This is a genomic window from Phenylobacterium sp., assembly GCF_035539035.1.
Classification (GTDB): Bacteria; Pseudomonadota; Alphaproteobacteria; order Caulobacterales; family Caulobacteraceae; genus Phenylobacterium.
This window is the reverse complement of sequence record NZ_DATLJI010000015.1, coordinates 292,515-315,440: the sequence shown is the minus strand read 5'-3', so window position 1 is coordinate 315,440 and position 22,926 is coordinate 292,515. Positions and strand designations below refer to the sequence as shown.

General features: G+C 71.6%; 23 protein-coding genes and 1 riboswitch. Of the genes, 12 read left to right on the top strand and 11 right to left on the bottom strand.

The window, feature by feature from the left end; all coding sequences use genetic code 11:
* The first annotated feature begins 62 nt into the window (after positions 1-62).
* Positions 63-1,643, top strand: a complete 1,581-nt coding sequence (locus VM685_RS13510; protein WP_325460678.1) for an ABC-F family ATP-binding cassette domain-containing protein — start codon at positions 63-65, stop codon at positions 1,641-1,643.
* 44 nt (positions 1,644-1,687) lie between these two features.
* Here the strand turns inward: VM685_RS13510 and VM685_RS13505 are convergent, their stop codons facing one another.
* From VM685_RS13505 to VM685_RS13495, 3 genes are read right to left on the bottom strand one after another with little or no spacing between them, the layout of a single operon-like run.
* On the bottom strand, positions 1,688-1,978 hold the full coding sequence (locus tag VM685_RS13505; protein WP_325460677.1) for a DUF1330 domain-containing protein: 291 nt from the start codon (positions 1,976-1,978) through the stop codon (positions 1,688-1,690).
* The gene (locus VM685_RS13500; protein ID WP_325460676.1) at positions 1,975-2,403 is read right to left on the bottom strand and encodes a PaaI family thioesterase; all 429 of its coding nucleotides are present in this window, start codon (positions 2,401-2,403) and stop codon (positions 1,975-1,977) included. The genes VM685_RS13505 and VM685_RS13500 overlap by 4 nt, the downstream gene beginning before the upstream one ends.
* Positions 2,403-2,912, bottom strand: coding sequence for a 6,7-dimethyl-8-ribityllumazine synthase (locus VM685_RS13495; protein ID WP_325460675.1), 510 nt, complete (start codon positions 2,910-2,912; stop codon positions 2,403-2,405). Before VM685_RS13495 ends, VM685_RS13500 begins: the two co-directional genes overlap by 1 nt.
* Before the next feature lie 85 nt (positions 2,913-2,997).
* Positions 2,998-3,163: riboswitch (FMN riboswitch) on the bottom strand.
* 134 nt (positions 3,164-3,297) lie between these two features.
* Between VM685_RS13495 and VM685_RS13490 the strand changes: the two genes are divergently transcribed.
* Positions 3,298-3,675: a VOC family protein gene (locus VM685_RS13490; RefSeq protein WP_325460674.1), complete on the top strand. Its 378-nt coding sequence runs from the start codon at positions 3,298-3,300 to the stop codon at positions 3,673-3,675.
* On the opposite strand, the gene VM685_RS13485 is transcribed toward VM685_RS13490, so the two are convergent.
* From VM685_RS13485 to VM685_RS13475, 3 genes are read right to left on the bottom strand one after another with little or no spacing between them, the layout of a single operon-like run.
* On the bottom strand, positions 3,672-4,121 hold the full coding sequence (locus VM685_RS13485; protein WP_325460673.1) for a flagellar basal body protein: 450 nt from the start codon (positions 4,119-4,121) through the stop codon (positions 3,672-3,674). The genes VM685_RS13490 and VM685_RS13485 overlap by 4 nt on opposite strands.
* An 11-nt stretch (positions 4,122-4,132) precedes the next feature.
* Positions 4,133-4,426 carry a rod-binding protein gene (locus VM685_RS13480; protein ID WP_325460789.1) on the bottom strand — a complete coding sequence of 98 codons (294 nt, stop codon included), beginning with the start codon at positions 4,424-4,426 and terminating at the stop codon, positions 4,133-4,135.
* 14 nt (positions 4,427-4,440) lie between these two features.
* On the bottom strand, positions 4,441-5,550 hold the full coding sequence (locus VM685_RS13475; protein ID WP_325460672.1) for a flagellar basal body P-ring protein FlgI: 1,110 nt from the start codon (positions 5,548-5,550) through the stop codon (positions 4,441-4,443).
* A 207-nt stretch (positions 5,551-5,757) separates the two neighbouring features.
* Between VM685_RS13475 and VM685_RS13470 the strand changes: the two genes are divergently transcribed.
* From VM685_RS13470 to VM685_RS13460, 3 genes are all read left to right on the top strand, one after another.
* Positions 5,758-6,186, top strand: coding sequence for a flagellar assembly protein FliX (locus tag VM685_RS13470; protein ID WP_325460671.1), 429 nt, complete (start codon positions 5,758-5,760; stop codon positions 6,184-6,186).
* Positions 6,187-6,278: 92 nt separating this feature from the next.
* The gene (dksA, locus tag VM685_RS13465) at positions 6,279-6,707 is read left to right on the top strand and encodes an RNA polymerase-binding protein DksA (RefSeq protein ID WP_325460670.1); all 429 of its coding nucleotides are present in this window, start codon (positions 6,279-6,281) and stop codon (positions 6,705-6,707) included.
* A gap of 185 nt (positions 6,708-6,892) precedes the next feature.
* Entirely contained in the window at positions 6,893-8,938 is a 2,046-nt protein-coding gene (locus tag VM685_RS13460; RefSeq protein WP_325460669.1) for an NAD(+) synthase, read from the top strand.
* Between the two features lie 6 nt (positions 8,939-8,944).
* Here VM685_RS13460 and VM685_RS13455 read toward each other — a convergent pair whose 3' ends face one another.
* A complete protein-coding gene (locus VM685_RS13455) occupies positions 8,945-9,112 on the bottom strand; it encodes a hypothetical protein (protein WP_325460668.1) in 168 nt (55 codons plus the stop codon).
* A gap of 98 nt (positions 9,113-9,210) precedes the next feature.
* Between VM685_RS13455 and VM685_RS13450 the strand changes: the two genes are divergently transcribed.
* Positions 9,211-10,137 (top strand): LysR substrate-binding domain-containing protein, encoded by a 927-nt coding sequence (locus VM685_RS13450; protein ID WP_325460667.1) that lies wholly within the window; start codon positions 9,211-9,213, stop codon positions 10,135-10,137.
* Here VM685_RS13450 and VM685_RS13445 read toward each other — a convergent pair.
* Positions 10,130-10,729, bottom strand: a complete 600-nt coding sequence (locus VM685_RS13445) for a TIGR00730 family Rossman fold protein (protein WP_325460666.1) — start codon at positions 10,727-10,729, stop codon at positions 10,130-10,132. The genes VM685_RS13450 and VM685_RS13445 overlap by 8 nt on opposite strands.
* Positions 10,730-10,824: 95 nt before the next feature.
* On the opposite strand from VM685_RS13445, the gene VM685_RS13440 reads away from it, so the two are divergent.
* Together VM685_RS13440 and VM685_RS13435 are read left to right on the top strand one after the other, a co-directional pair.
* Positions 10,825-11,595 (top strand): hypothetical protein, encoded by a 771-nt coding sequence (locus VM685_RS13440; protein WP_325460665.1) that lies wholly within the window; start codon positions 10,825-10,827, stop codon positions 11,593-11,595.
* A gap of 64 nt (positions 11,596-11,659) precedes the next feature.
* Entirely contained in the window at positions 11,660-13,456 is a 1,797-nt protein-coding gene (locus tag VM685_RS13435) for an ABCB family ABC transporter ATP-binding protein/permease (protein WP_414693369.1), read from the top strand.
* A 4-nt stretch (positions 13,457-13,460) separates the two neighbouring features.
* On the opposite strand, the gene VM685_RS13430 is transcribed toward VM685_RS13435, so the two are convergent.
* Together VM685_RS13430 and VM685_RS13425 are read right to left on the bottom strand one after the other, a co-directional pair.
* Positions 13,461-16,691, bottom strand: coding sequence for an efflux RND transporter permease subunit (locus VM685_RS13430; RefSeq protein WP_325460664.1), 3,231 nt, complete (start codon positions 16,689-16,691; stop codon positions 13,461-13,463).
* 27 nt (positions 16,692-16,718) lie between these two features.
* The gene (locus VM685_RS13425; protein WP_325460663.1) at positions 16,719-17,795 is read right to left on the bottom strand and encodes an efflux RND transporter periplasmic adaptor subunit; all 1,077 of its coding nucleotides are present in this window, start codon (positions 17,793-17,795) and stop codon (positions 16,719-16,721) included.
* A gap of 234 nt (positions 17,796-18,029) precedes the next feature.
* Between VM685_RS13425 and VM685_RS13420 the strand changes: the two genes are divergently transcribed.
* Positions 18,030-18,470 (top strand): VOC family protein, encoded by a 441-nt coding sequence (locus VM685_RS13420; RefSeq protein WP_325460662.1) that lies wholly within the window; start codon positions 18,030-18,032, stop codon positions 18,468-18,470.
* Between the two features lie 7 nt (positions 18,471-18,477).
* Here VM685_RS13420 and VM685_RS13415 read toward each other — a convergent pair whose 3' ends face one another.
* A complete protein-coding gene (locus VM685_RS13415; protein WP_325460661.1) occupies positions 18,478-18,915 on the bottom strand; it encodes a group III truncated hemoglobin in 438 nt (145 codons plus the stop codon).
* 221 nt (positions 18,916-19,136) lie between these two features.
* Between VM685_RS13415 and coxB the strand changes: the two genes are divergently transcribed.
* The 3 genes from coxB to VM685_RS13400 are packed head-to-tail and all read left to right on the top strand — an operon-like array spanning position 19,137 to position 22,920.
* Positions 19,137-20,045, top strand: a complete 909-nt coding sequence (gene coxB / locus VM685_RS13410; protein WP_325460660.1) for a cytochrome c oxidase subunit II — start codon at positions 19,137-19,139, stop codon at positions 20,043-20,045.
* Entirely contained in the window at positions 20,042-22,585 is a 2,544-nt protein-coding gene (locus VM685_RS13405) for a cbb3-type cytochrome c oxidase subunit I (protein WP_325460659.1), read from the top strand. Before coxB ends, VM685_RS13405 begins: the two co-directional genes overlap by 4 nt.
* Positions 22,582-22,920 carry a hypothetical protein gene (locus tag VM685_RS13400; RefSeq protein ID WP_325460658.1) on the top strand — a complete coding sequence of 113 codons (339 nt, stop codon included), beginning with the start codon at positions 22,582-22,584 and terminating at the stop codon, positions 22,918-22,920. The genes VM685_RS13405 and VM685_RS13400 overlap by 4 nt, the downstream gene beginning before the upstream one ends.
* The last annotated feature ends 6 nt before the right edge of the window (positions 22,921-22,926 follow it).

The window sequence follows — 22,926 nt, the reverse complement described above, 5'->3', positions numbered from 1 at the left end:
CGCCATGCGCCACGCGACGGACACCCGCCTCGTCCCGAACGTCCACGCTTCCCGGGTCTCCCATGCCGGCCGTCGTCACCCTCGATTCCCTGAGCTTCCGCGCGCCTGACGGGCGCACGCTCCTCGACAACCTGACCCTCGCGTTCGGCGCCGAGCGCACCGGCCTCGTCGGCCGCAACGGGGTCGGCAAGACCACCCTGCTGCGCCTGATCCTGGGCGAGCTTCCGCCGGCCGCCGGAACGGTGACGGTGCGCGGCCGGCTGGGCGTTCTTCGGCAGGCGCTCGCGCCGCCCGCGGGCGTCACCGTCGCCGCGCTGTTGGGCGTGGCCGAGCCGCTCGCCCGGCTCGCCCGCATCGAGGCGGGGCAGGGGAGCGCCGACGATCTCGCGGAGGCCGACTGGAGCCTGGAGGCGCGGCTCGCTGTGGCCCTCGCCGACGTTGGCCTGCCGGGCCTAGACCTCGATCGCCCCGCCGCGACCCTGAGCGGCGGCCAGGTCACCCGGGCGAGCCTCGCCGGCCTCGTCGCGGCCGAGCCGGACCTGCTGGTGCTGGACGAGCCCACCAACAACCTCGACGCCGAGGCCCGCGACCTGGTGGCCGGCGTGCTCGGCCGCTGGAGGGGCGGGGCGATCGTGGTCAGCCACGACCGGACGCTGCTGCGGCGCATGGACCGGATCGTCGAGCTCTCCGGGCTCGGCGCGAAGGTCTACGGCGGCGGCTACGACCTCTATGCCGAGCGCAAGGCGGCGGAGGCCGCCGCGGCCGAGCGGGCCCTCGGCGAGGCCGAACGCGCCATGGACCGCGTCGCCCGCGAGACCCAGGCGCTGGCGGAGCGCAAGGCCCGGCGCGACGCCGCGGGGCGGCGCTACGCCCGGTCCGGCTCCGCCCCGCGCATCCTGCTGGGCGGCCTGAAGCGGCGCGCCGAGGAGAGCGCCGGCAAGGGGCAGGTGCTGGCCGACCGCCTGCGCGCCGGCGCGGCGGAGAACCTCGCGGAAGCGCAGGCGCGGGTGGAGCGTGTCCGCACCCTGGCCTTCGACCTGCCGTCCACCAACCTGCCCGAGGGCAAGGTGGTGCTGGCCCTGGAGGCGGTCGGCTTCGCCTGGCCCGGACGGCCGCCGCTGCTCGAGGACGTGGACCTCCGGATCGCCGGGCCCGAGCGCCTCGCGGTGACCGGCCCCAACGGCGCGGGCAAGACGACCCTGATCCGGCTCGCCGCGGGCGAGCTGCAGCCGACCGCCGGCCGCATCCGGCGGGGCGGCCGCGTGGCCTTCCTCGACCAGCAGACGGCCCTGCTGCGGCCCGACGAGACCCTGGTGGACGCCTTCCGCCGGCTGAACCCGGAGGCCTCGGACAACGCCGCCCGGGCGGCGCTGGCCCGCTTCCTGTTCCGCAACACCGCTGCGGAGAAGCCGGTCGCGGCGCTCTCCGGCGGCGAACGGCTGCGGGCGGCGCTGGCCTGCCTGCTGATGGCGCAGGCGCCGCCGCAGCTCCTGATCCTCGACGAGCCCACCAACCACCTGGACCTGGACTCCATCGCGGCCGTCGAGGCCGCGCTCGCCGGCTACGACGGCGCCCTCCTGGTCGTCAGCCACGACCGCGACTTCCTCGAGGCGGTGGGCGTCGAGCGGGAGGTGGTGCTCTGAGCCGACGCGCCATCCCCGGCGCGAAGCCGGGGATGGCGCTGGGGCTAGCCCATCCCCTCCGCCATCAGCACGATGGCATCGGAGCCGGCGAGGCGGTCCTTGGCGATCTCCCGGTACTCCGGCGACTCCGCCCAGCGCACGGCCGCCTCACGGTCCGGGAATGCGAGCACGACCAGCTTGCGGCCGTCCCATTCGCCCTCCATGGCCTCCGGCCGTGTCTCGGAGACGAGCAGGCGGCCGCCGTGCTGCTTCAGCACCGGCATGAAGGCGGCGGCGTAGCGGCCGTAGCGCTCCGCGTCGTGGATGGCGATCCGGCCCACCAGGTAGCAGGTCATGCCGCGACCCTCCGGCTGATCACCCGGAAGACCGCATTGGCCCGGGCGCACGGCTGGCCGTCCGCGGTGACGAAGGCCTGGGCGAAGCAGAGGGTGGACCCCGGCTTGACGAACACCGTGTCGAACTCCAGCCACTCGCCCTTGTGGGCGAGCCCCAGGAAATCGACGCTCAGGTTCACCGTCACCAGCCCCGTCTCCAGCCCGAGCCGGCGGGCGCAGGACAGGCCCATGGCGTTGTCGGCGAGCGCCGAGATCAGGCCGCCGTGGACGAAGCCGCGGCTGTTGGTGTGGGCGTCGCCGGCCCGCAGGCCCAGCACGACGGTGTCATCGGCGAGGCGGCTGTAGAGCGGCTCCCACGGCTCGGTGAGCGGGCTCTTGCGGTCGTGGCGCGCAAAGCCCGCGGGGACGTCGAGAACCGGCGCCATCACGCGGCCGCCAGTCTGGCGAGGCTTTCCAGCGTCCCGGCGCAGGCCCGGGCCGCCTCCTGGCCCTTCACCCGGAAGTGGTCGTGGAAGAACCGCTGGTGGACGTCGTGCTCGTGGAAGTGATGCGGCGTCAGCACCACCGAGAACACCGGCGTCTCGGTGGCGAGCTGCACCTGCATCAGCGCCTGGATCACCGTCTGGGCGACGTAGTCGTGGCGGTAGATGCCCCCGTCCACCACGAACCCCGCCGCGACGATGCCGGCGTACTTGCCGGTGCGGGCCAGGGTCTGGGCGTGCAGGGGGATCTCGAAGGCGCCCGGGGTCTCGAAGCGCTCCACCGCGTCGGGCGGGAAGCCGAGCGCGGTGATCTCCTCCACGAAGCCCGTGTGGGCCTCGCGCACGATGTCGGCGTGCCAGAGGGAATGGACGAAAGCGATCCGTGCGGCGCGGAAGGCGCCGTTGGCGGTGGGCAGTTCCCCTGAGAGTGAAAGGGGGGCGACTTGGGTCATGGTTCTCTCCCTGACCGGGTTCGAGTGACCACGACTCAGGGAGACGCCGGGCGCGCGCAGGCGCAACTTCGCCCACGCGACACGCGGCGGTTCTCATAACCGGACTATGACCGTCGGCCCCGGGATCGCACCGGGTCTGCTCGTCCCTGCCGGCCGAGGCCGCCAGGCGCCCGCGGGCTCGTCCCTCCGCCGCCTGGGCCTTGAAGGGCATTACCGCCGGTGGGGAGTTCCACCCCGCCCTGAGAACGCAGGCCGCCGGGACTCGGCGGCAGGAAGGAGCCTACGCCCCTTCCGCAACGGCAAACAAGCGTTTGAATTGCATTCGCAAGGGTTGCGGCGCACGGGGCGGGACCACAGCTAAGGCGAAGCTCCGGAGGGCTTCCCGATGATCGACCATCTCTCGCTCGGCGTGCGCGACCTCGCCGCCGCCCGCCGCTTCTACGACGCCTTCTTCGCGCCGCTCGGCGCCGCCGTGCTGTCGGAGAAGCCGGCCGAGCTCGGCTACGGCCAGGCCGGCGTCGGGCCGCAGTTCTACCTCTATCCCACCGACGGGGAGCGGGTGGCGGGCCTCGGCGCCCACACCGCCTTCACCGCCGGGAGCCGGCTCGCCGCCGACCAGGCCTATGCCGCGGCCGTGGCGGCCGGCGCGACGGTCGTGCGGCCGGTGGGCGAGCATCCCGACATCGCGCCCGGCTACTACGGCGCGGTGGTGCTGGATCCGGACGGCAACAAGCTGGAGATCGTCGCCGCCCCGATGCACTAGGCCGTGCGGTTGAGGGTGATCGCGGTCGCGGTGGCCGCGGTCTGGCCGGCGAGGGTCGCGCCCGGGCCGTAGCCGGAGGCCTGCTGGCGCTGGCCGGCGACCTCCTCGGCGATGGCGCGGACCAGGCCTTCGGTGACCGTCTTGGCCGCCTCGATGGCCCGGCCCTGGCGGGCCAGCACGGCGTCGAAGGCCTCCGTGGCGCGGATCAGGCGCAGGCGCTGATCCTTCGGCGCGCCGGAGACCAGCCGCGGCTCGGCCCGCACGCGGGTGCTCTCGTGGCGGTAGAGGTTGGCGAGCCGGGCCGTCTCGTCCATGTGCTGGGCGGCGTCCTGCGGCCGGCGGGCCTCGAAAGCCTGGCACTCGAGCGCGATCAGCTCGGTCAGGCGCTCGGTCAGGATGATCAGCTGGTCGACGCGGTCGGAAGCGTTATCGGCGGCGAGCGCCATGGCGGGTCCTCCTACTTGAGCCCCTGGAGTTTCAGCATTTCGCGCGAGATGGTGTCGGTGAGGCCGATGCCGCCGGCGCGGGTCATCTGCTTGGCCATGGCCTCGGTCATGAAGGACTTGAACATCTGCTCGCCGGCCCCGCCGCCGAACGGGGCGGACGTGTTCACCCCCTCGAACATCTGCTGCAGCATGATCGAGAGGAACTGCTCCTCGAACTTCTGGGCGGTGGCCTTGATCTCGCCGCGCTTGGCCAGCTCCGCGGTGTTCGCGGGCCCGGTCGGCTGCAGGAGGGTCGGCGGGACCATGACGGGGCCGCTCATCACATCACCTCGATGTCGGCCTGCAGGGCGCCGGCGGCCTTGATGGTCTGCAGGATGGAGATCATGTCCCGGGGCGTGACGCCGAGCGCGTTGAGGCCGGAGACCAGGCTGGAGAGCGAGGCGCCCTCGCGCAGCGTCACGAACTGCCGGCCGGTCTCCTCGTCCACCTGCACGTCGCTCTGCGGCACGACCGCGGTCTGGCCGGTGCGGGCGAAGGGCGGCGGCTGGCTGACCGCCGGGCTCTCGCGGACCGTGATCGTCAGGTTGCCCTGCTGGATCGCCACGGTGGAGACCCGCACGTTCTCGCCCATCACGATCACGCCGGCGACCTCGTCGATGACCACCTTGGCCGGCGCGTCCGGATCGACGGTCAGGTTCTCCACCATCGAGACGAAGGTCATCATGTCCCGTCCGGTGGGCGGGCGGATCGCCACGATCGTCGGGTTCTCCGCCATGGCCGAGCCCGGATAGCTCTTGTTCACCGCCTCGGCGATGCGTCGCGCGGTGGTGAAGTCCGGATTGCGAAGCGTCATGCGCAGGCTGTCCATCTGGGCCAGCTGGAAGCCGATCTCCTTTTCCACGATCGCCCCGCCGGCGATCCGGCCGGCGGTGGGCACGCCCTTCGACACCGTCGAGCCCGAGGCGCCCGAGGCGCTGATCGAGCCCGTCTGGATCGTCCCCTGGGCCACGGCATAGGCCTGGCCGTCGGCGCCGAGCAGGGGGGTGACCAGCAGGGTGCCGCCCAGCAGGCTCTTGGCGTCGCCCATGGCCGAGACGGTCGCGTCGATCTTCGCGCCCGCCGCGGCGAAGGCCGGCAGCTTGGCGGTGACCATCACCGCGGCGACGTTCTTGGTGTTGAGGTTGGCGTCGCGGGTGTTGACCCCCAGCCGCTCCAGCATCGCCTCCAGGCTCTGCTTGGTGAAGGGGGCGTTGCGCAGCGCGTCGCCCGTGCCGTTCAGGCCGACCACGATGCCGTAGCCCACGAGCATGTTCTCGCGCACGCCCTCGAACTCGACGATGTCCTTGATGCGGGACTTGGCGAAGGCCGGCTGGGCGACGAGCGCCAGCGACACGAGGACGGCGGAGAAGAGACGGAAGGCGCGGATCATGGTTAACCGTGAAGCTGCTTCCCGCGTCCCCATGCGACAGCCGTGCCAAGCGGCTCGGCGGCAAAACCCCAATGGAGTCAGTGGGAAGCTGGTCCGGGGAGGGCGGCGCCGGGCGCCCTGGGCAAAAATTGCCCGGCATTAACCATACCGCAAGCAAGGCGCCCCGAGATTGGCTGCGAGATTGGGTAGGGGCGGGCGTCTTTCCACATGAAGGTCACTGGACCAGGTGCGATCGGACCGGCGGGCGGGCCGAAGGCCAAGCCGTCCGGCGGCTCCGGCTTCCGGCTACCCGGCGTTGGCCAGGCCGAGGGGCCGGCGCCGTCGGCGGGCGTGTCGGCCACGTCCAGCATCATGGGCATGGACGCCCTGCTGGCCCTGCAGGACGTGGGCGGGCCGCTGGAGCGCAAGCGCCGGGCGGTGAGCCGCGCGGGCCGCATCCTCGACGTGCTCGACGACATGAAGGTCGCGCTGCTGGACGGCCGCCTGTCGGGCCACGACCTCGACCGGCTGCGTCGCGCGGTGCGCGACGAACGGGCCCAGACGGACGATCCGAAGCTCGAAGCGGTGCTGGAGGAAATCGAGGTTCGTGCGGCCGTGGAGATGGCGAAGCTTGAGCAGGCGCAGCGTGCGGCGTAATTACCCTGCGGAATGTGGCACGTTGAAACCGGCGTTCTCTTTGCTATAAGCCGGTCGCGTGTCTCGGTTTCTTAGGGGGGCGTGAGGTTTTCATGAAGGCAGCCGCAGTTCTGGCTGACAAGCCCGAGTATCGTCCTTCCGAGGACGAGGAGTTCATGAACGAGCGTCAGCTTGAGTACTTCAAGCAGAAGCTCCTGAACTGGAAGGAGGATATCCTTCGCGAATCTCGCGAGACCCTCACCCATCTTCAGAGCGAGACTGAGAACCATCCTGATCTTGCCGACCGCGCCTCTTCGGAGACCGACCGGGCTCTTGAGCTTCGGACCCGGGATCGTCAGCGCAAGCTGATCTCCAAGATCGACGAGGCCCTGCGGCGGATCGAGGACGGCTCCTACGGCTTCTGCGAGGAGACCGGCGAGCCCATCGGCATCGCCCGCCTCGAAGCCCGGCCGATCGCCACGCTCAGCCTCGAGGCCCAGGAGCGGCACGAGCGCCGCGAACGGGTCCATCGCGACGACTGACGTCAGCGGCCCCGCGAGGGGCCGTTTTCATTTGCGCCCCGGCTTTGCGCCGCGCGCACGGCCACGCTATATATGCTCAAAGTGAGCATTTCCCCCTGGGGTCCCGCCGGTCTGCTATAGCCGCGCTGGCGCCAGGCGCGTCGGCGCGCGTTAGCCGATCGGGCGCAACTGCAGCGGAGCCGGGCGTGACCAAGGCCTTCTACTCGATCCACAGCCACGGCTTCGTGCGCGTCGCCGCCTGCACGCCGAAGGTCCTGCCGGGGGATCCGGGCTTCAACGCCGCCGAGACCCTGGCGCTGGCGAAGGAGGGCCACGCCCAGGGCTGCGACCTGATGCTGTTCCCCGAGCTCGGCATCAGCGCCTACGCCATCGACGACCTCCTGCTGCAGGACGCCCTGCTGAAGCGCGTCGAGGCCGAGATCGCCGGCCTCGCCGAGGCCTCCAAGGACCTCGCCCCCGTGCTGCTGGTCGGCGCGCCGCTGGCCCACACCGGCCGGCTCTACAACTGCGCCGTCGCCATCCACCGCGGCCGCATCCTCGGCGTGGTCCCCAAGAGCTTCCTGCCCAACTACCGCGAGTACTACGAGAAGCGCTGGTTCGCCCCCGGCGCCGGGGTCACCGGCCTGACGATGCGGCTGGCCGGCCAGGACGTCCCGTTCGGCACGGATCTGCTCTTCGAGGCCGAGGACCTCGCCGACTTCGTCTTCGCCGCGGAGATCTGCGAGGACTTCTGGGCCCCCGCGCCGCCGTCCACCCAGGCGGCCATGGCCGGGGCGCTGATCCTCTGCAACCTGTCGGCCTCCAACATCGTGGTCGGCAAGGCCGACGAGCGCGAGCTGCTCTGCGCCTCCCAGTCGGCCCGCTGCCAGGCGGCCTACCTCTATTCGGCCGCGGGTCCCGGCGAGAGCACTACCGACCTCGCCTGGGACGGCCAGGCCACCATCCACGAGCTCGGCCGCCAGCTCGCCTGCACCGACCGCTTCCCGGCCAAGGCCCAGATGGCGCTCGCCGACGTCGACGTGCAGCGCCTGCGCCTTGAGCGGATGCGCTCGCCCACCTTCAACGACGCCGCGGTCGCCGCCGGCCATCCCGAGCGCGCCTTCCGCCGCATCCGCTTCGAGCACCGGCCGGCGTTCGACGACGTGGGCCTGCTGCGCCACATCGACCGCTTCCCCTTCGTGCCCGACGACCCCGCCCGGCTCGACAAGGACTGCTACGAGGCCTTCAACATCCAGGTGCAGGGCCTGGTCCGCCGGCTGCAGGCCACGAAGTCGAAGCACATCACCATCGGCGTCTCGGGCGGGCTGGATTCCACCCACGCCCTGCTGGTCGCCGCCAAGGCCTTCGACGCGCTGGGCAAGCCGCGCTCGGACATCCTGGGCTTCACCATGCCGGGCTTCGCCACCAGCGAGGGGACCAAGTCCAACGCCTGGAAGCTGATGAACGCGCTCGGCGTCACCGGCGAGGAGATCGACATCCGCCCGGCGGCCATCCAGCTCCTGAAGGACATGGGCCACCCCTTCGCCGAGGGGCAGCCGGTCTACGACGTGACCTTCGAGAACGTGCAGGCGGGCCTGCGCACCGACTACCTGTTCCGGCTCGCCAACCAGCGGCAGGGCTTCGTGCTCGGCACCGGCGACCTGTCGGAGCTGGCGCTGGGGTGGTGCACCTACGGCGTCGGCGACCAGATGAGCCACTACAACGTCAACGGCTCGGTGGCGAAGACCTCGATCCAGCACCTGATCCGCTGGGTGGTGAAGACCGGCCAGCTCGAGCCGGAAGCCTCCGAGACGCTGCTGTCGATCCTGGGGACCGAGATCTCACCCGAACTCGTGCCGCCGGACGCCTCGGGCGCCATCCAGTCGACCCAGGCCAAGATCGGCCCCTACGAGCTGCAGGACTTCAACCTCTACTACATCACCCGCTACGGCCTGGCGCCGTCCAAGGTCGCCTTCCTCGCCTGGCACGCCTGGCGCGACGCCGACGCCGGCCAGTGGCCGCCCAACTTCCCGGACGAAGCCCGCCACCAGTACGACCTGGCGGCCATCAAGCACTGGCTGGGCCTGTTCCTGTTCCGCTTCTTCGAGATCAGCCAGTTCAAGCGCTCGGCCATGCCGAACGGCCCGAAGGTGATCTCCGGCGGCAACCTCTCGCCCCGCGGCGACTGGCGCGCGCCCTCGGACGGCACGGCCACGGTCTGGCTGCAGGAGCTGGAAGCCAACGTCCCCTGATCCCGCCTAGTGCGGGCCGGAGAGATGGTTCAGGCCGCCGGGCAGGGCGGCGAAGGGGGCCTCGCAGGCGCCGGCCCGCCGGGCCCGCCGCCGGCGCGACAGCGTCAGCGCCTGCTGCAGCGCCAGCAGCCAGCCATAAGGAACGTCCTTGTGGGTCTTGAAGAGCTCGTCCATCGGTCTTCCCCTTGCGTGGGTTGTTCAGAAAGGAGAAACTGCGCCTGGTGCAGCCTGACCACAAACGGGTTCTCCTGCTGCATCCATAAGGGTGACTTATGTCAGACCTGCTCTCCGGCATTCCGCTGAGCGCCATCCGCGTGTTCGAGGCCGCCGCCCGCCTGGGCGGCTTCACCCGCGCCGCGGAGGAGCTGGGCATGACCCAGGCGGCGGTCAGCTGGCAGGTGAAGGCGCTGGAGCAGCGCCTGGGCCAGCCGCTGTTCCGTCGGCTGCCGCGCGAGGTAGCCCTGACCGCGTCGGGCGAGCGCCTGGCCCGCGCCGCCACCGAGGCCATGAACAGCCTGCGCGTCGCGCTCGCCGACATCAGCGACCGCTCTGACGGGGTGCTCGCCATCACCACGCTGCAGACCTTCGCCATGCAGTGGCTCGCCCCCAGGCTCGGCGCCTTCCAGGTGGCCCATCCGGAGATCGCCGTGCGGGTGGAGACCGCCAACCGCGTTGTGGACCTGCTGCGCGAGGAGGCCGACGTCGGCATCCGGGCCGGCCAGGGCGACTGGCCGGGGCTGGAGTGCCTGCCGCTGTTCCCGACCAGCCAGACGGCCTTGGCCTCGCCCGCCCTGCTGGAGCGGCTCGCCCCGCTCACCTCGCCAAAGGACCTGCTGGACGCCCCGCGGATCGGCGCGGCCTGGGAGTGGGCGCTGTGGTTCCGCGCCGCCGGGGTCGATCCGCCGGCCGACGCCATCGAGGCCGCCCCGCGTCTCACGGGCGACACCCAGACGCTGGAGGTGGCCGCGGCGCTGGCGGGGCAGGGGATCGCGCTGGCGTCCCCGGTCCTGTTTTCGGGCGAGATCGAGAGCGGCCGTCTCGTGCAGCCGTTCCCCGTGACCGTCGCCATGGGGCAGACCTACTGGCTGGTCTATCCGCAGGACCGCCGCCGGGCGCGCAAGATCGCCGCCTTCCGCGAGTGGGTGCTGGCCTGCGTCGCCGCCGATCCCGCGATCGACCGCTACGCCGTGGCTAGCTGAGCCCGGCCACGCGCCGCTCGTCCTCGGCGTCGTCCGACGCGCCTTCGCCCAGCAGCGTCGGGATCACGTCCTCGATCGCCTCCACCGAGGTCCACGCCTGCATGAACTCGGGCGGGGTGAGCTTCTCGTCGACCGTGTGCTGGAACAGCGCGAACAGCGGATCCCAGAAGCCGCGCGGGTTGTAGAACACCACCGGCTTCGCGTGCAGGTCGAGCCGGCGCCAGGACAGGAGCTCGACGATTTCCTCCAGGGTGCCGATGCCGCCCGGCAGCACGACGAAGCTGTCGGCGCGCTCGAACATCATGATCTTCCGCTCGTGCATCGACGAGACCACGATGTGCTCCACCGTCTCCAGCGCGCGCTCCTTGCCCACCAGGAAATCGGGGATGATGCCCAGCACCCGGCCGCCGGAATCGTGGGCGGCGCGCGCCGTCGCGCCCATCAGGCCCACGCCGCCGCCGCCGTAGACGAGCTTCAGGTCCGCCTGCGCGAGCGCCCGGCCCAGCGCCGCCGCGGCGCTGAGGAACTGCGGGTCCGCGGCGTCGGACGAGCCGCAGAAGACGCAGACGGAATCCAGGCTGTGACGCCCCATGGGCAGGTGCTCCAAGACAGGGCCGCGGTGTTGTGCTTCTGCGCGCGGCCAAACCCGATTAGCTATGGCCCGGGTTAAGGAGTTTCAAGCCGACCGTGTTCCCAGCCGCCCCGCGCCTCGCCCTGCTCCTCGCCCTGGCCGTCGTGAGCGCCTGCGCGCCCCGGCCCGAGAAGGGCGCCGGCTCGGCGTCCGACGCTCCGGCGGAGGCGGGCTATCTGACGCCGCCGGTGATCCTGGCCGCCCGGGCGGGGCCGGGCGGGGTCGCCCTGACCGGCCAGGCCGCGCCGGGCGCCCGCGTGCGGCTGGCCACGCCCGCCGGGGAGGCGCGCGTCGTCGCCGCCGACCCGGAAGGCCGCTGGACCTTGACCCTGCCGCCGGTCCGGGCGGCGGCGATCTACGGGCTGTCGATGACGCTCGGCGCCCGCCAGGTGCAGGCGCAGGGCTACCTGCTGGTCACGCCCGCCGGCCAGGCGGCGATGCTGCGCTCGGGGGCCGGCGCGGTGCGGCTCGACCGGCCGGGCGGCTCCGGCATCGGCGCCTTCGACTTCGACCGCGGCGGCGGGGCGGTGATCTCCGGCTGGGCGCCCGCCCGCGCGGTCGTGCTGGTGCGGCTGGACGGGAACCAGGCCGCCGAGGGCCGGGCCGACGAGGCCGGGCGCTTCGAGGTCCCGCTGCCGCCGATCGGCGGGGGCGTCCATCGCCTGCAGATCTACGGCGACGGCTTCCAGGACGAGGCGCGGGTGCAGACCGCCGCCGCCGCGCCCCTTGCCGGCGGGCCACTGCGTAGCCAGCTCTCCGGGAGCGGCCTGCGCGCCGACTGGATGACGCCGGGCGGCGGGGTCCAGTCGACCGTGCTCATCGACTGAAAGGCTTAGAGGGTTGGCGCATATCCACGCTCCCGCAGGGGGGCGGTTCGGCGGACCGGGGGCGGTGGCTCCGGCCGGCGCGAAGTTCGACTTCTGGGGCTCCATGGCCGATCTCGGCCAGCTGGTGCTGCGTTCGGGCGCGCCGCAGCTTCGGCTGCGCATCGCCGCGGCGCTGGGCCTGGTGCTGTTCGGCAAGGCCGCGGCGGTCATGGCCCCGGTGCTGCTCGGCGACGGCATCAACACGCTCACCCCCACCGCCGACGGCGCGGTGGTGGTCGGCGCGAGCTTCATCCTGCTGGCCCTGGGTTTCGCCGGTCTGCGCCTGCTCGCCGCCTGCGCGCCCTACGCCCGCGACGCCATCTTCACCCGCGTCTCCCAGTCGACCATGGCCAGGGCGGCGGTGGAGACCTTCGGCCATGCGCTGGCGCTCTCCCTCGACTTCCACCAGACCAAGCAGACCGGAACGCTCTCGCGGATCATCGATCGCGGGGCCCGCTCCACCGACTTCCTGATCCGCAGCGTGGTCTTCAGCCTGGGCCCCACCTTCGTGGAGCTGGTGCTGGCCATGGTGGTGATGACCGTGCGCCTGGACTGGCGCTTCGCGCTCACCGCCTTCGTGACCCTGGTGATCTACGCCGTCGTCACCTTCCGGATCACCGACTGGCGCCTGTCGCACCGGCGCGAGCTGAACGACGCCGAGAACCGGGTGGCCGGCCTCTCCTCCGACGCCCTGATCAACTACGAGACGGTGAAGACCTTCGGGGCCGAGCGCCGGGTGGAGGCCGCCTACGACCGGGCCATGGCGGCTTACGTGGACGCCAGCTCCCGCGCCAACGGCTCGCTGAACCTGCTGAACGCCGCCCAGGCCCTGGTCCTGAACGTCGGCCTCGCGGCCCTGACCGTCATGGCCGGCTACGAGGTGGCGGGCGGCCGCCTGCAGATCGGCGACGTCACCATGGCCATCCTGCTGCTCTCCAGCCTCTACGCCCCGCTCGGCATGCTGGGCTTCCAGTACCGGGAGATCCGCCAGGGCCTGATCGATATGGAGCAGATGGTGGCCCTGAAGGCGCGTGCGCCGGACATCGTCGACGCCCCCGACGCCCGGGACCTGCCGCCGGCCAGCGGCCGCGGCGCTGCGCTCGCCTTCGAGGGCGTCACCTTCCGCCACGACGCCCGCTCGCAGGGGCTGCTGGACGTCAGCTTCCAGGCCGAGCCCGGCCAGACCGTGGCCCTGGTCGGTCCCTCCGGCGCCGGCAAGACCACCGCCGTGCGGCTGGCCATGCGGCTGCTCGACCCGCAGGAGGGCCGCGTCACCCTGGATGGGCTCGACATGCGCCAGGTGCGGCAGGCCTCGCTGCGCCGCGCCGTGGCCCTCGTCCCCCAGGACGTGGCCCTGTTCAACGACACCCTGCAGGCCAACATCGCCTTCGCCCGGCCGGAGGCCACGGCGGAGGAGGTGAGGTCGGCCGCCGACGCCGCCGAGCTCGGCGCCTTCATCGACAGCCTGCCGGAAGGAATGTCCACCCTCGTGGGCGAGCGCGGCCTGAAGCTGTCGGGCGGCGAGCGCCAGCGGGTCGGCATCGCCCGCGCCCTGCTGGCGGATCCGCGGATGCTGATCCTCGACGAAGCGACCAGCGCGCTCGACGGCCCCACCGAGGCGGCCATCCAGGAGACCCTGCGCAAGGTGCGCAGCGGGCGCACGACCCTGGTCATCGCCCACCGGCTCTCGACCATCGTCGACGCCGACCAGATCCTGGTGCTGCGCCGCGGGCGCATCGTCGAGCGTGGGACCCACGCCGACCTGCTGGCGAAACAGGGCGAGTACGCCGCGCTGTGGCGGCGCCAGACGCGTCAGGCCTGAGCGGCTACTCGGCGGCCTTGGGCAGGTCGGCCGGACGCGGCCGGCGGGCCGGCGGGGTGCGGCCGAACCGCTCGTGGGCCCAGCGCCACAGCCACCGGAAGCGCTCCGAATAGATCTTCGGGGCGGCCAGCATCACCGGCGTCAGCACGAGCGTCAGCAGGGTCGCGAACGACAGGCCCCAGACCACGGCGGCCGAGAGCTGCACCCACCATTCCGAGCCGGGCGCCTGGTACTCCACGTGGCCCGTGTGGAAATTGGGGTGGACCTGGAACATCAGCGGCAAGAGGCCCACGACGGTCACGAGCGTGGTGAGCAGCACCGGCCGGAAGCGCTGGGCTGCGGCGCGCACCGCCGCCTCGTCCGGCAGGTAGCCCTGCCTGCGGAGCTGGTAGAAGGTGTCCACCAGCACGATGTTGTGGCCAACGACCACGCCGAACAGCGCCACCACGCCTGTCCCAAGCATGATCACCGAAATGTAGTCGAAGGTGTGCAGCAGGTTCACCTGCACGCCCAGCAGCACCCCTATGGTCGAGAGGATCACCGCCGAGAGGGTCACCACCACGCCGTAGAAGCTGTTGAACTGCCAGAGCAGGATCACGAACATCATGAACAGCGAGGCGGCCATGGCGACCATGAAGAACACCGCCGCCTCCTGGCCCTCCTCGTCGGCGCCGACGAACTTCCAGGTCACGGCGGGGTCCAGCGGCGCCTTCTCCAGCCACGGCTTCAGCTCGGCGATCTTCTGGTTCGCGGCCACGCCCTCGGCGGCATTGGCCTGGACGATGACGATCCGCTGGCCATCGCGGCGCTGGATCTGGGTCACCTGCTGGGCGGGCACGCGCTTGATGAAGTAGCTCAGCGGCACCGGCCCCTGGGGTGTCGTGATCTTCAGCTGGTTGAACGCCGCCACGTTGCGCGCCTCGGCCGGGAAGCGGACGCGGATGTCCAGCTCGTCCTCGGCGTCGTCGGGCCGGAAGCGCCCCATGAGTACGCCGCCGGTGAGGAACTGGATCGTCTGGCCCACGGAGAGCACGTCCACGCCGTAGCGGCCGGCGGCCTCGCGGTCGACGGTCAGGTTCCACTCGATGCCGGGCGAGGTGCGGTTGTCCTCCAGCTCGATGAGCTGGCGGTCGCCGGCCAGCTTGGTCTTCACGAGGTCGGCGGCGCGGTTCAGGGCGGCCGGATCGTGGCTCTGCACCTGGACCTGGATGTCCTTGCCGATCGGCGGCCCGTTCTGCGGTCCGCGCACCTCGATCTGCATGCCGGGAATGTCCTGCACGCGGGCGCGGATCTCGTTCTCGATGTCCTTGCCGCGCAGGCCGAGCTCCTTGCGCTCCTCGAAGTCCACGAAGTCCACGCGGATGCGGCCCACGGTGTCGTTCGGCGCGGAGTTGGGGCCGCCGTTGGAGGTGAAGCCGCCGGCGCGGGTGTAGAAGGACTCCACGCCCTTCACGCCCGCCAGCCTGCGCTCCACCTGGGCGACCAGGGCGTTCTGCGCCTCCGGCGAAAGGTTGCCCCGGGCCTTCACGAACACGGCCACGAACTCCGGGTCCTGCTCCAGGAAGAACTCGGTGCGGTGCGGCGTCTTGGCGAACCAGAAGGCGATCAGGAACACCACCAGCGCGCCGGCCGCCAGCGAGCGGGTCGGGTGGCGGCCGAGGTAGGTGAGGGTGCGGGCGTACCAGCCCATGAAGCCCTTCATCTCGCGCGGGTCGCCGTGCTCGGACTTCATGATCTCGGCCAGGTGCTCCTCGTCCACCGCCGCCTTGCGGCCGAAGATGGAGCCGAGCGCCGGGGTGAACAGCAGGGCCACGAAGATCGAGGCGCCCAGCACGAAGAACAGGGTCAGCGGCAGGAAGCTCATGAACTTCCCGGCGATCGAGTTCCAGAACATGAACGGCACGAAGGCGCACAGCGTGGTCAGCGTGCCGTTCAGCACCGGCCAGAACATCCGCTTGCCCGCGGCGGCGAAGGCCTCGTCCTTGGACAGCCCCTCGGCCATCTTCCGGTCGGCGTACTCCACCACCACGATCCCGCCGTCGACCAGGATGCCGACCGCCAGCACCATGCCGAACATGACCATCTGGTTGAGCGTCACGCCCATGCCGTTGAGCATCATGAAGGCGAGCAGGAAGCAGGCGGGGATGGCCAGGCCGACCATCAGCCCCTGGCGGATGCCGAGGCTGGCGACGATGATCAGCATCACCAGCAGGCTGGCCGAGATCAGGCCGCTTTCGAGCACCACCAGGGTGCGCCCGATGAACTCGCTCTCGTCGTAGATGTAGTTGACCTGGACGGTGGACGCCCAGCGCGCGGAGTCCTGCTCCACCACGCCCTTCACGGTCTTCACCGTGTCGAGGATGTTGGCCCCGCCGCGCTTGGAGACCTCCAGGATGAAGGCCGGGTGGCCGTTGAAGCGGCTGATCGAATTGGCTTCCTTGAAGGTCCGCCGCACGTCGCCGATGTCGCCCACGGTGACCAGCCGGTCGCCGTTCTTCTTGATCGGCAGGGCCAGGATGTCGGCCGGGTCCTCGACGACACCGGGCACCTTCACCGCGAACTGGCCGGGGCCGGAGCGCAGGCTCCCGGCCGGCACCAGCTGGTTGTTGCGGCCGATCACCTGGCCGAGCTCGCCGGTGGTGACGTTGTAGGCCTCCATCCTGAGCGGATCGATGGTGACCTCGAGCACCTCCTCGCGGCCGCCGCTCATGTAGACCTCGAGCACGCCCGGCGTGCCCTCCAGCCGCTCCTTCAGGCCGCGCGCCACGCGGTGCAGCTCGCGCTCGGGCGCGGCGCCCGAGATCACGATGCCGATGATCGGCTCGCCCGAGAAGTTGGCCTCCTCGATGATCGGCTCCTCGGCGTCCGGCGGGAACTCGCCGCGGGCCAGGTCGACCTTGGCGCGGACGTCCTCCAGCGCCTTGTCCTTGTCGAAGTCGGCCTCGAACTCGAGGGTCACCACCGCCACGCTCTCGCGGGCCACGGCGTTCATCGACTTGATGCCCTGGATGGTCTGCAGCTCCACCTCGAGGGGCTTCACCAGCAGCCGTTCGGCGTCCTCGGGCGAGACGCCGGGGTAGGGGACCACCACGGAGATGTAGGGCAGGTCGATGTCGGGCTCGGACTCCCGGGGCATCGACAGATAGGCGAACAGGCCGAACAGGGCGGCGATCAGGGTGACGCCCAGCACCACCTTCCGGCGCTTGATGGCTCCATCGATCAAGGGACCGATCATGGTGTGCGTCTCCCCGGTCGCTCGGCGCTACTGCGCCTGGGCGACGCGAACCTTCTGGCCGTCGGCGACGAAGGACTGGCCGACGGTGATCACCCGCACGGCGCCGTTCAGGCCGCTGACCCAGATGCCCTGCGGCGTCTCCTCCAGCACCGTGACCGGCGCGAAGGCCACCCGGGCGTCGGGCAGGACGTAGCGCACGCCCTGCCGCCCGGCGGCGTCCAGCACCAGGGCCGAGACCGGCACCAGGTGCGCCGCGCCGACGCCCGCGCCGACCCGCAGCTCGGCCGAGAGGCCGGAGCGGACGTCCATCTGCGCGTTCGGGACGGCGATCTCCACATGGTAGGTGCGGGTCGCCGGATCGGCCTCGCGCGCCACGTAGCGCACCTGGCCGTTCAGCACCCGGCCGGACACCAGCTTGGCGCTGGCCGGCGCGCCGACGCTCAGCCGCGCCGCGTCGGTCTCGGGCACGTCGCCCACCACCAGCAGCGGATTGAGCTCGATCACCGTTCCGCACGGCTGGCCGGGCGCGAGGTAGGTCCCGACCTCGGCGTCGCGCTTGTCGAACACCCCGGTGAACGGGGCGGTGATGTTGACCTGAGCGAGCGCGATCTCGGCGGCGCGGACCTGGGCCTGGGCGGCGTCGAGCGCGGCCTGGGCCTCCAGGACCTGGGTCTGGGAGCGGTAGCCCTTCTCGGCGAGCTGGGCGGCGGCCTGCCGCTGCAGCTGGCGCGAGCGAAGGTTGGCGCGGGCCTGGTCCAGCGTCGCCTGGCGGGCGTCCACGGCCAGCCGGCACAGCACCTGGCCCTTGCGGACCAGCGAACCCTCGCGGGCCGGGGTCTGGGCCACGACGCCGGCGGTTTCGGAGCGGACCACCACGGCGCGCGCCGATTCGGTCCGGCCGCGCAGCACGACCTCGTAGGGCCTGGCCGACTCCTGGCTCAGCTTCACCTGCACGCTGGGCACGTCGCCAGCCTTCGCCGGCGCGCTCGCCTTGGCTTGCGCCGTGCTGCTCTCGTCGCCGCCGAACAGGCCGCGCACGAGGAAGAACAGGACGACCACCGCCAGCACGGCGATGACGAAAATATGTTGCGATTTCATTCGCATGAACAGTTCCCCGAGCCCCTGGCTCGCGCGGTTGGCCCCATCCGCGCGCCGGCTCCCACCTCACGGTGTCCGGCGCTTTTGATGCCACCGTTACGCGAGTGCAAATGAAATCGCGGACAGGTGGCGGGGAGGGCGGTTATTCTGGCCACGCGGCCACGAGTGCAGCACGCCCGGCCCGATGACGTAGCGTGACCCTATGTCGCACAGTTTACAGAGTAAAGGAAAAACCCTCCGGTGAGATACCTCCACACCATGGTCCGGGTGACGGACCTCGACGCGTCGATCGACTTCTACTGCAACAAGCTCGGCCTTAAGGAAGTGTCTCGCGTCGAGAACGAAGGCGGCCGCTTCACCCTGGTCTTCCTCTGCGCCCCCGGCGACGAGGAACTGGCCCGCGAGCGCAAGGCGCCGATGGTCGAGCTCACCTACAACTGGGATCCGGAGGTCTACGAGGGCGGCCGCAACTTCGGCCACCTGGCCTATGCGGTGGACGACATCTACGCGGTCTGCCAGCGCCTGAAGGACGGCGGCGTGACCATCAACCGCCCGCCGCGCGACGGCCACATGGCCTTCGTCCGCTCGCCCGACAACATCTCCGTCGAGCTGCTGCAGGCCGGCGAGCGCAAGCCCCCGCAGGAGCCCTGGGCCTCCATGCCCAACGTCGGGACCTGGTAGGCGGCCCCTAGGTCGCGGCCCGGGCGGGCGGTAGCTCGCCCCGGCTGGCGGCGATGCCCAGCTGCAGGCTCTGGGCGATCATCTCGGCCTTGGCCACGAACACGGCGGCGGCGTCGGGCGGGCAGAGCTCGGCGGCCGTCTGCCGGAACAGGTCCAGCCAGCGGGCGAAGTGCGCGGCCCCCAGCCCCTCGATCCGCACGTGGGCGGCCATCGGCGCGCCCTTGAACCGGCCGGTCATCAGCATCACCGACGACCAGAAGTCGCACATCCGCTCCAGGTGCGGGTCCCAGTCGGTGATCACCCGATTGAAAACCGGTCCCAGCGCCGGATCGGCCCGGATCCGGTCGTAGAAGCCGTGCACCAGGGCGTGGATCATCTCCTCGGTCACGCCGACCGGCGCGCCGGGGGCGATGCGGGCGCGCAGGGCTGCGCGGTCTTCGGCCATCGGGCGGGCTCCAGGGGACGGGAAGGGACATATAGGCGGCCCGGCCGCCGGGCCGAACTCCGGCCGACTACGTAGGCGCCGCGCACCGCCCGCGGAACGCCCAGCTTCGCCGTGGGTTTGATGCTTGGCGGGGGACCTGCGCGCCCCCGCCGGGGAGGTGTGCGATTCCAGGATCCGCGGCAGCGTCGGCGCCGACGCCGGCCGGGCGCTCGGCCCCGGCCGTGCTCGACCCTGCCGGTCCCTTCGCCGAGCCCGTGGCCACGCTGGCCTGGGGCCTTTTCGCCATGGCCGCCCTGGTCTGCGTCGTGGTGGGCGTCGCCCTGGCGGTGTCGTTCTGGGGGCCGGAGCGCTGGCGCGCCCTGCTGCGGGGCGAGCGCGCGGTGCTGGCCGGCGGCCTGGCCTTTCCGCTCGTGGTGCTCACCGCGCTGCTCGTGTGGGGCCTGACGCTCACCGCCGGCCTGACCCGCCCGGCCGAGGACGAGCTGCGCGTGCGGGTCACCGGCCACCAGTGGTGGTGGCGCGTCCAGTACCTCAGCGGCCCCGCCGCCGGCGTCACCGAGGCCAACGAGGTGCACATCCCGGTGGGCCGCCCCGTGACCGTCGAGCTGCTCTCCCAGGACGTCATCCACTCCTTCTGGGTGCCCAGGCTCTCGGGCAAGCTCGACATGATCCCCGGCCGCCGCAACCGGCTGCGCCTCCAGGCCGACGCCCCCGGCGTCTACCGCGGCCAGTGCGCGGAATACTGCGGCGGCGCGCACGCCCTGATGGCGCTCGTGGTGGTGGCCCGCCCGGAGGCCGAGCACCGCGCCTGGGCCGCCGCCCGCGTCCGCCCCGCCGCCGAGCCCACGGCCGGCGACGCCCGCCGCGGCCGCGACCTGTTCCAGACGCAGGGCTGCCCGCTCTGCCACGCCGTGCGCGGCACGCCGGCCGGCGGCCAGGCCGGCCCGGACCTGACCCATGTGGCGTCGCGCGGCGCGCTCGCCGCCGGCGTCCTGCCCGTGAACCGCGCCGGCTTCGGCGCCTGGATCACCGGCAACCAGCGGATCAAGCCGCAGAACCGCATGCCCGAGTACCGCCTGTCCGGCGAGGAGCTGCAGGCGCTCACCGCCTATCTGGAGGGCCTCACATGACCTCCGAGAGCGGCTTCGACCCGGACCTCCTGAAGCGCTTCCCAATCCCCGAGCCGCGGCCGGAGGCGGAGGAGAAGGAGCTCAAGCGCGTCTGGGCCCCGCCCACCGGCTGGAAGCTGATCACCGCGGTCAACAACAACTACATCGGCCTGTTCTACGTCGGCGCGGCCTTCCTGTTCTTCCTGCTGGCCGGCGTGCTGGCGCTGCTCATGCGCACCCAGCTCGCCCTGCCGCTGAACGGGGTGCTGGGCCAGGAGACCTACAACCAGGTCTTCACCATGCACGGCACGACCATGATGTTCCTCTTCGCCGTGCCGGCGGTGGAGGCCATGGGCGTGCTCCTGCTCCCCCAGATGCTGGCCGCCCGCGACCTGCCGTTCCCCCGGCTCTCGGCCTACGCCTTCTGGGCCTATCTGGTGGGCGGCCTTTGCTTCTTCGCCTCGATCTTCTTCGGCCTGGCCCCCAGCGGCGGCTGGTTCATGTACCCGCCGCTGACCTCCTACGAGCACTCGCCGGGCATCAACGCCGACTTCTGGCTGCTCGGCATCGGCTTCATCGAGATCAGCGCCATCGCCGGCGCCATCGAGATCGTGGTCGGTATCCTGAAGACCCGCGCGCCGGGCATGACGCTCGACAAGCTGCCGGTGTTCGCCTGGGCCATGCTGGTCTTCGCGGGCATGGTGATGATCGGCTTCCCGTCGATCATCGTGGCGACCGCGCTCCTGGAGCTGGAGCGCGCCCTGCACTGGCCGTTCTTCATCGCGGCGAAGGGCGGCGACCCGCTGCTGTGGCAGCACCTCTTCTGGTTCTTCGGCCACCCGGAGGTCTACATCATCTTCCTGCCGGCGGCGGGGATGCTGTCGATGATCGTGCCCACCGCCGCGCGCACCCCGCTGGTCGCCTACCGCCTCGTCGTCCTGGCCCAGATCGCCACCGGCTTCCTCGCCTTCGGGGTGTGGGTCCACCACATGTTCGCCACCGGCCTGCCGCCGATCTCGGTCAGCGTCTTCTCGGCCGCGGGGTCGGCGGTCTCCATCCCCGCGGGCCTGCAGGTGTTCGCCTGGATCGCGACCCTGGCGGCTGGCCGCTTCCGGCCCGACCCGCCCGGCCTGTTCGCCGTCGGCGGCATCGTCACCTTCGTGATCGGCGGCTTGACCGGGGTAATGGTGGCGCTGGTGCCCTTCGACTGGCAGGTCCACGACACCCACTTCGTGGTGGCCCACCTGCACTATGTGCTGATCGGCGGCATGGTCTTCCCGCTGTTCGCCGGCTTCTACTACTGGGCCCCGATGATCAGCCGGAAGCCACTGTCCAAGCGCCTCGGCCGCATCGCGTTCTGGCTGATGTTCACCGGCATGCAGGTCACCTTCCTGCCCATGCACCTCACCGGCCTGATGGGCATGCCCAGGCGGGTGTGGACCTACCAGCCCGGCCACGGCTGGGAGACGGTGAACCTGATCTCCACCATCGGCGCCTTCACCATCGCCGCCGGGGTCGCGGTCTTCATCCTCGACCTGATCCGCAACTTCCGCTTCAGCGTCGGCGACACGGCCGGCAACGTCTACGAGGGCGGAACCCTCGAATGGCTGCCCGGCGACGTCTATTCCACCCGCTCGATCCCGGTGGTGGACAGCCGCTACCCGCTCTGGGACCGGCCGCAGATCTCGAAGGAGGTGGAGGAGGGCCGCCACCTCCTGCCGTACGCCGCCACCGGCTTCCGCGAGACCATCATCACCAGCCCGATCAAGGCCGAGCCGCAGTACCTGATGCGCATGCCGGGCCCGTCGTTCTGGCACGTGGGCGCCGCCGTCGCGACGGCCGTCTTCTTCCTGCTGCTGACCGTCCAGCTCTACTGGATCGGCGTCGCCTTCGGCGTCGTGGCCATCGCCTGCATCTTCCGCTGGGTGTGGGAGATCGACCGGCCGCTGCCGGTGGACGAGGTCGACATCGGCGGCGGCATCCGCCTGCCCACCTATGTCACCGGCCCGGGCAGTCACGGCTGGTGGGCGATGATCGTGCTGCTGGTGGTCCTGGCGATGATCTTCGCCATGACGGTCTTCACCTACGTCTTCCTGTGGAGCCGCGATCCCGTGGGCTGGCCGCCCAGCGACGCGGGCCTGCCGGGTGCGGGCAGCGGCTGGGGCGCGCTGGCGCTCTATGTCCTGGCCGGCCTCGCGCTGTGGCTCTCCGCCTGGTGGATCCGCACCCGGCCGCGCCAGCTCGCCTGGCTCCTGCCGCTGGGCGCGCTGCTCACCGCCGGCGCCGGACTGGTCGATTTCCGCGGCCACTGGGAGACCGGCCTGCGGGGCTACCAGAGCGCCTACGGCGCCTCGGTCTACGCGATCGCCGGCCTGCAGGCGGTGCTGGCCGCCTGCGTGATCCTGTTCGCCGCCGGCATGGCGGTGCGCGCCGCCCGCGGCATGGCCGACGGCCGCATCCGCGCCGGCTACGAAGCCCTGGCGCTGCTCTGGGGCTACACCGTCGCCCAGGGCGCGGTCGGCCTGGCGCTCACCCGGCTCTTCCCGGTGCTGGCGCCATGAAGCCCAGCGCCCAGGTCTGGTCGCTCGCGCTGGCGGGTCCGACGATCGGTTTCCTGCACCTCCTGGCGCTCTACGGCTGGGCGAGCCTGGGCGATGCGCCCCAGCCAGCGCCGGACCTGGCGGTGCGCCTGGGCATGGCCGCCACCACCACGCTCAGCGCGCTGGTCAACGCCTGGGTGATCTCGCTCGCCTGGCGCGGCCGGCTGCCGGTGCTGGCCCGCGAGCCCGACGCCGAGGCCCTGCGCTTCTGGCGCGGCGTCATCGGCGCAGGCGCCGGCCTCTCCCTCATCACCGTCCTCTACCAGGGCCTGCCCGCCCTGATGGTCCCGGGCTGACCCCTC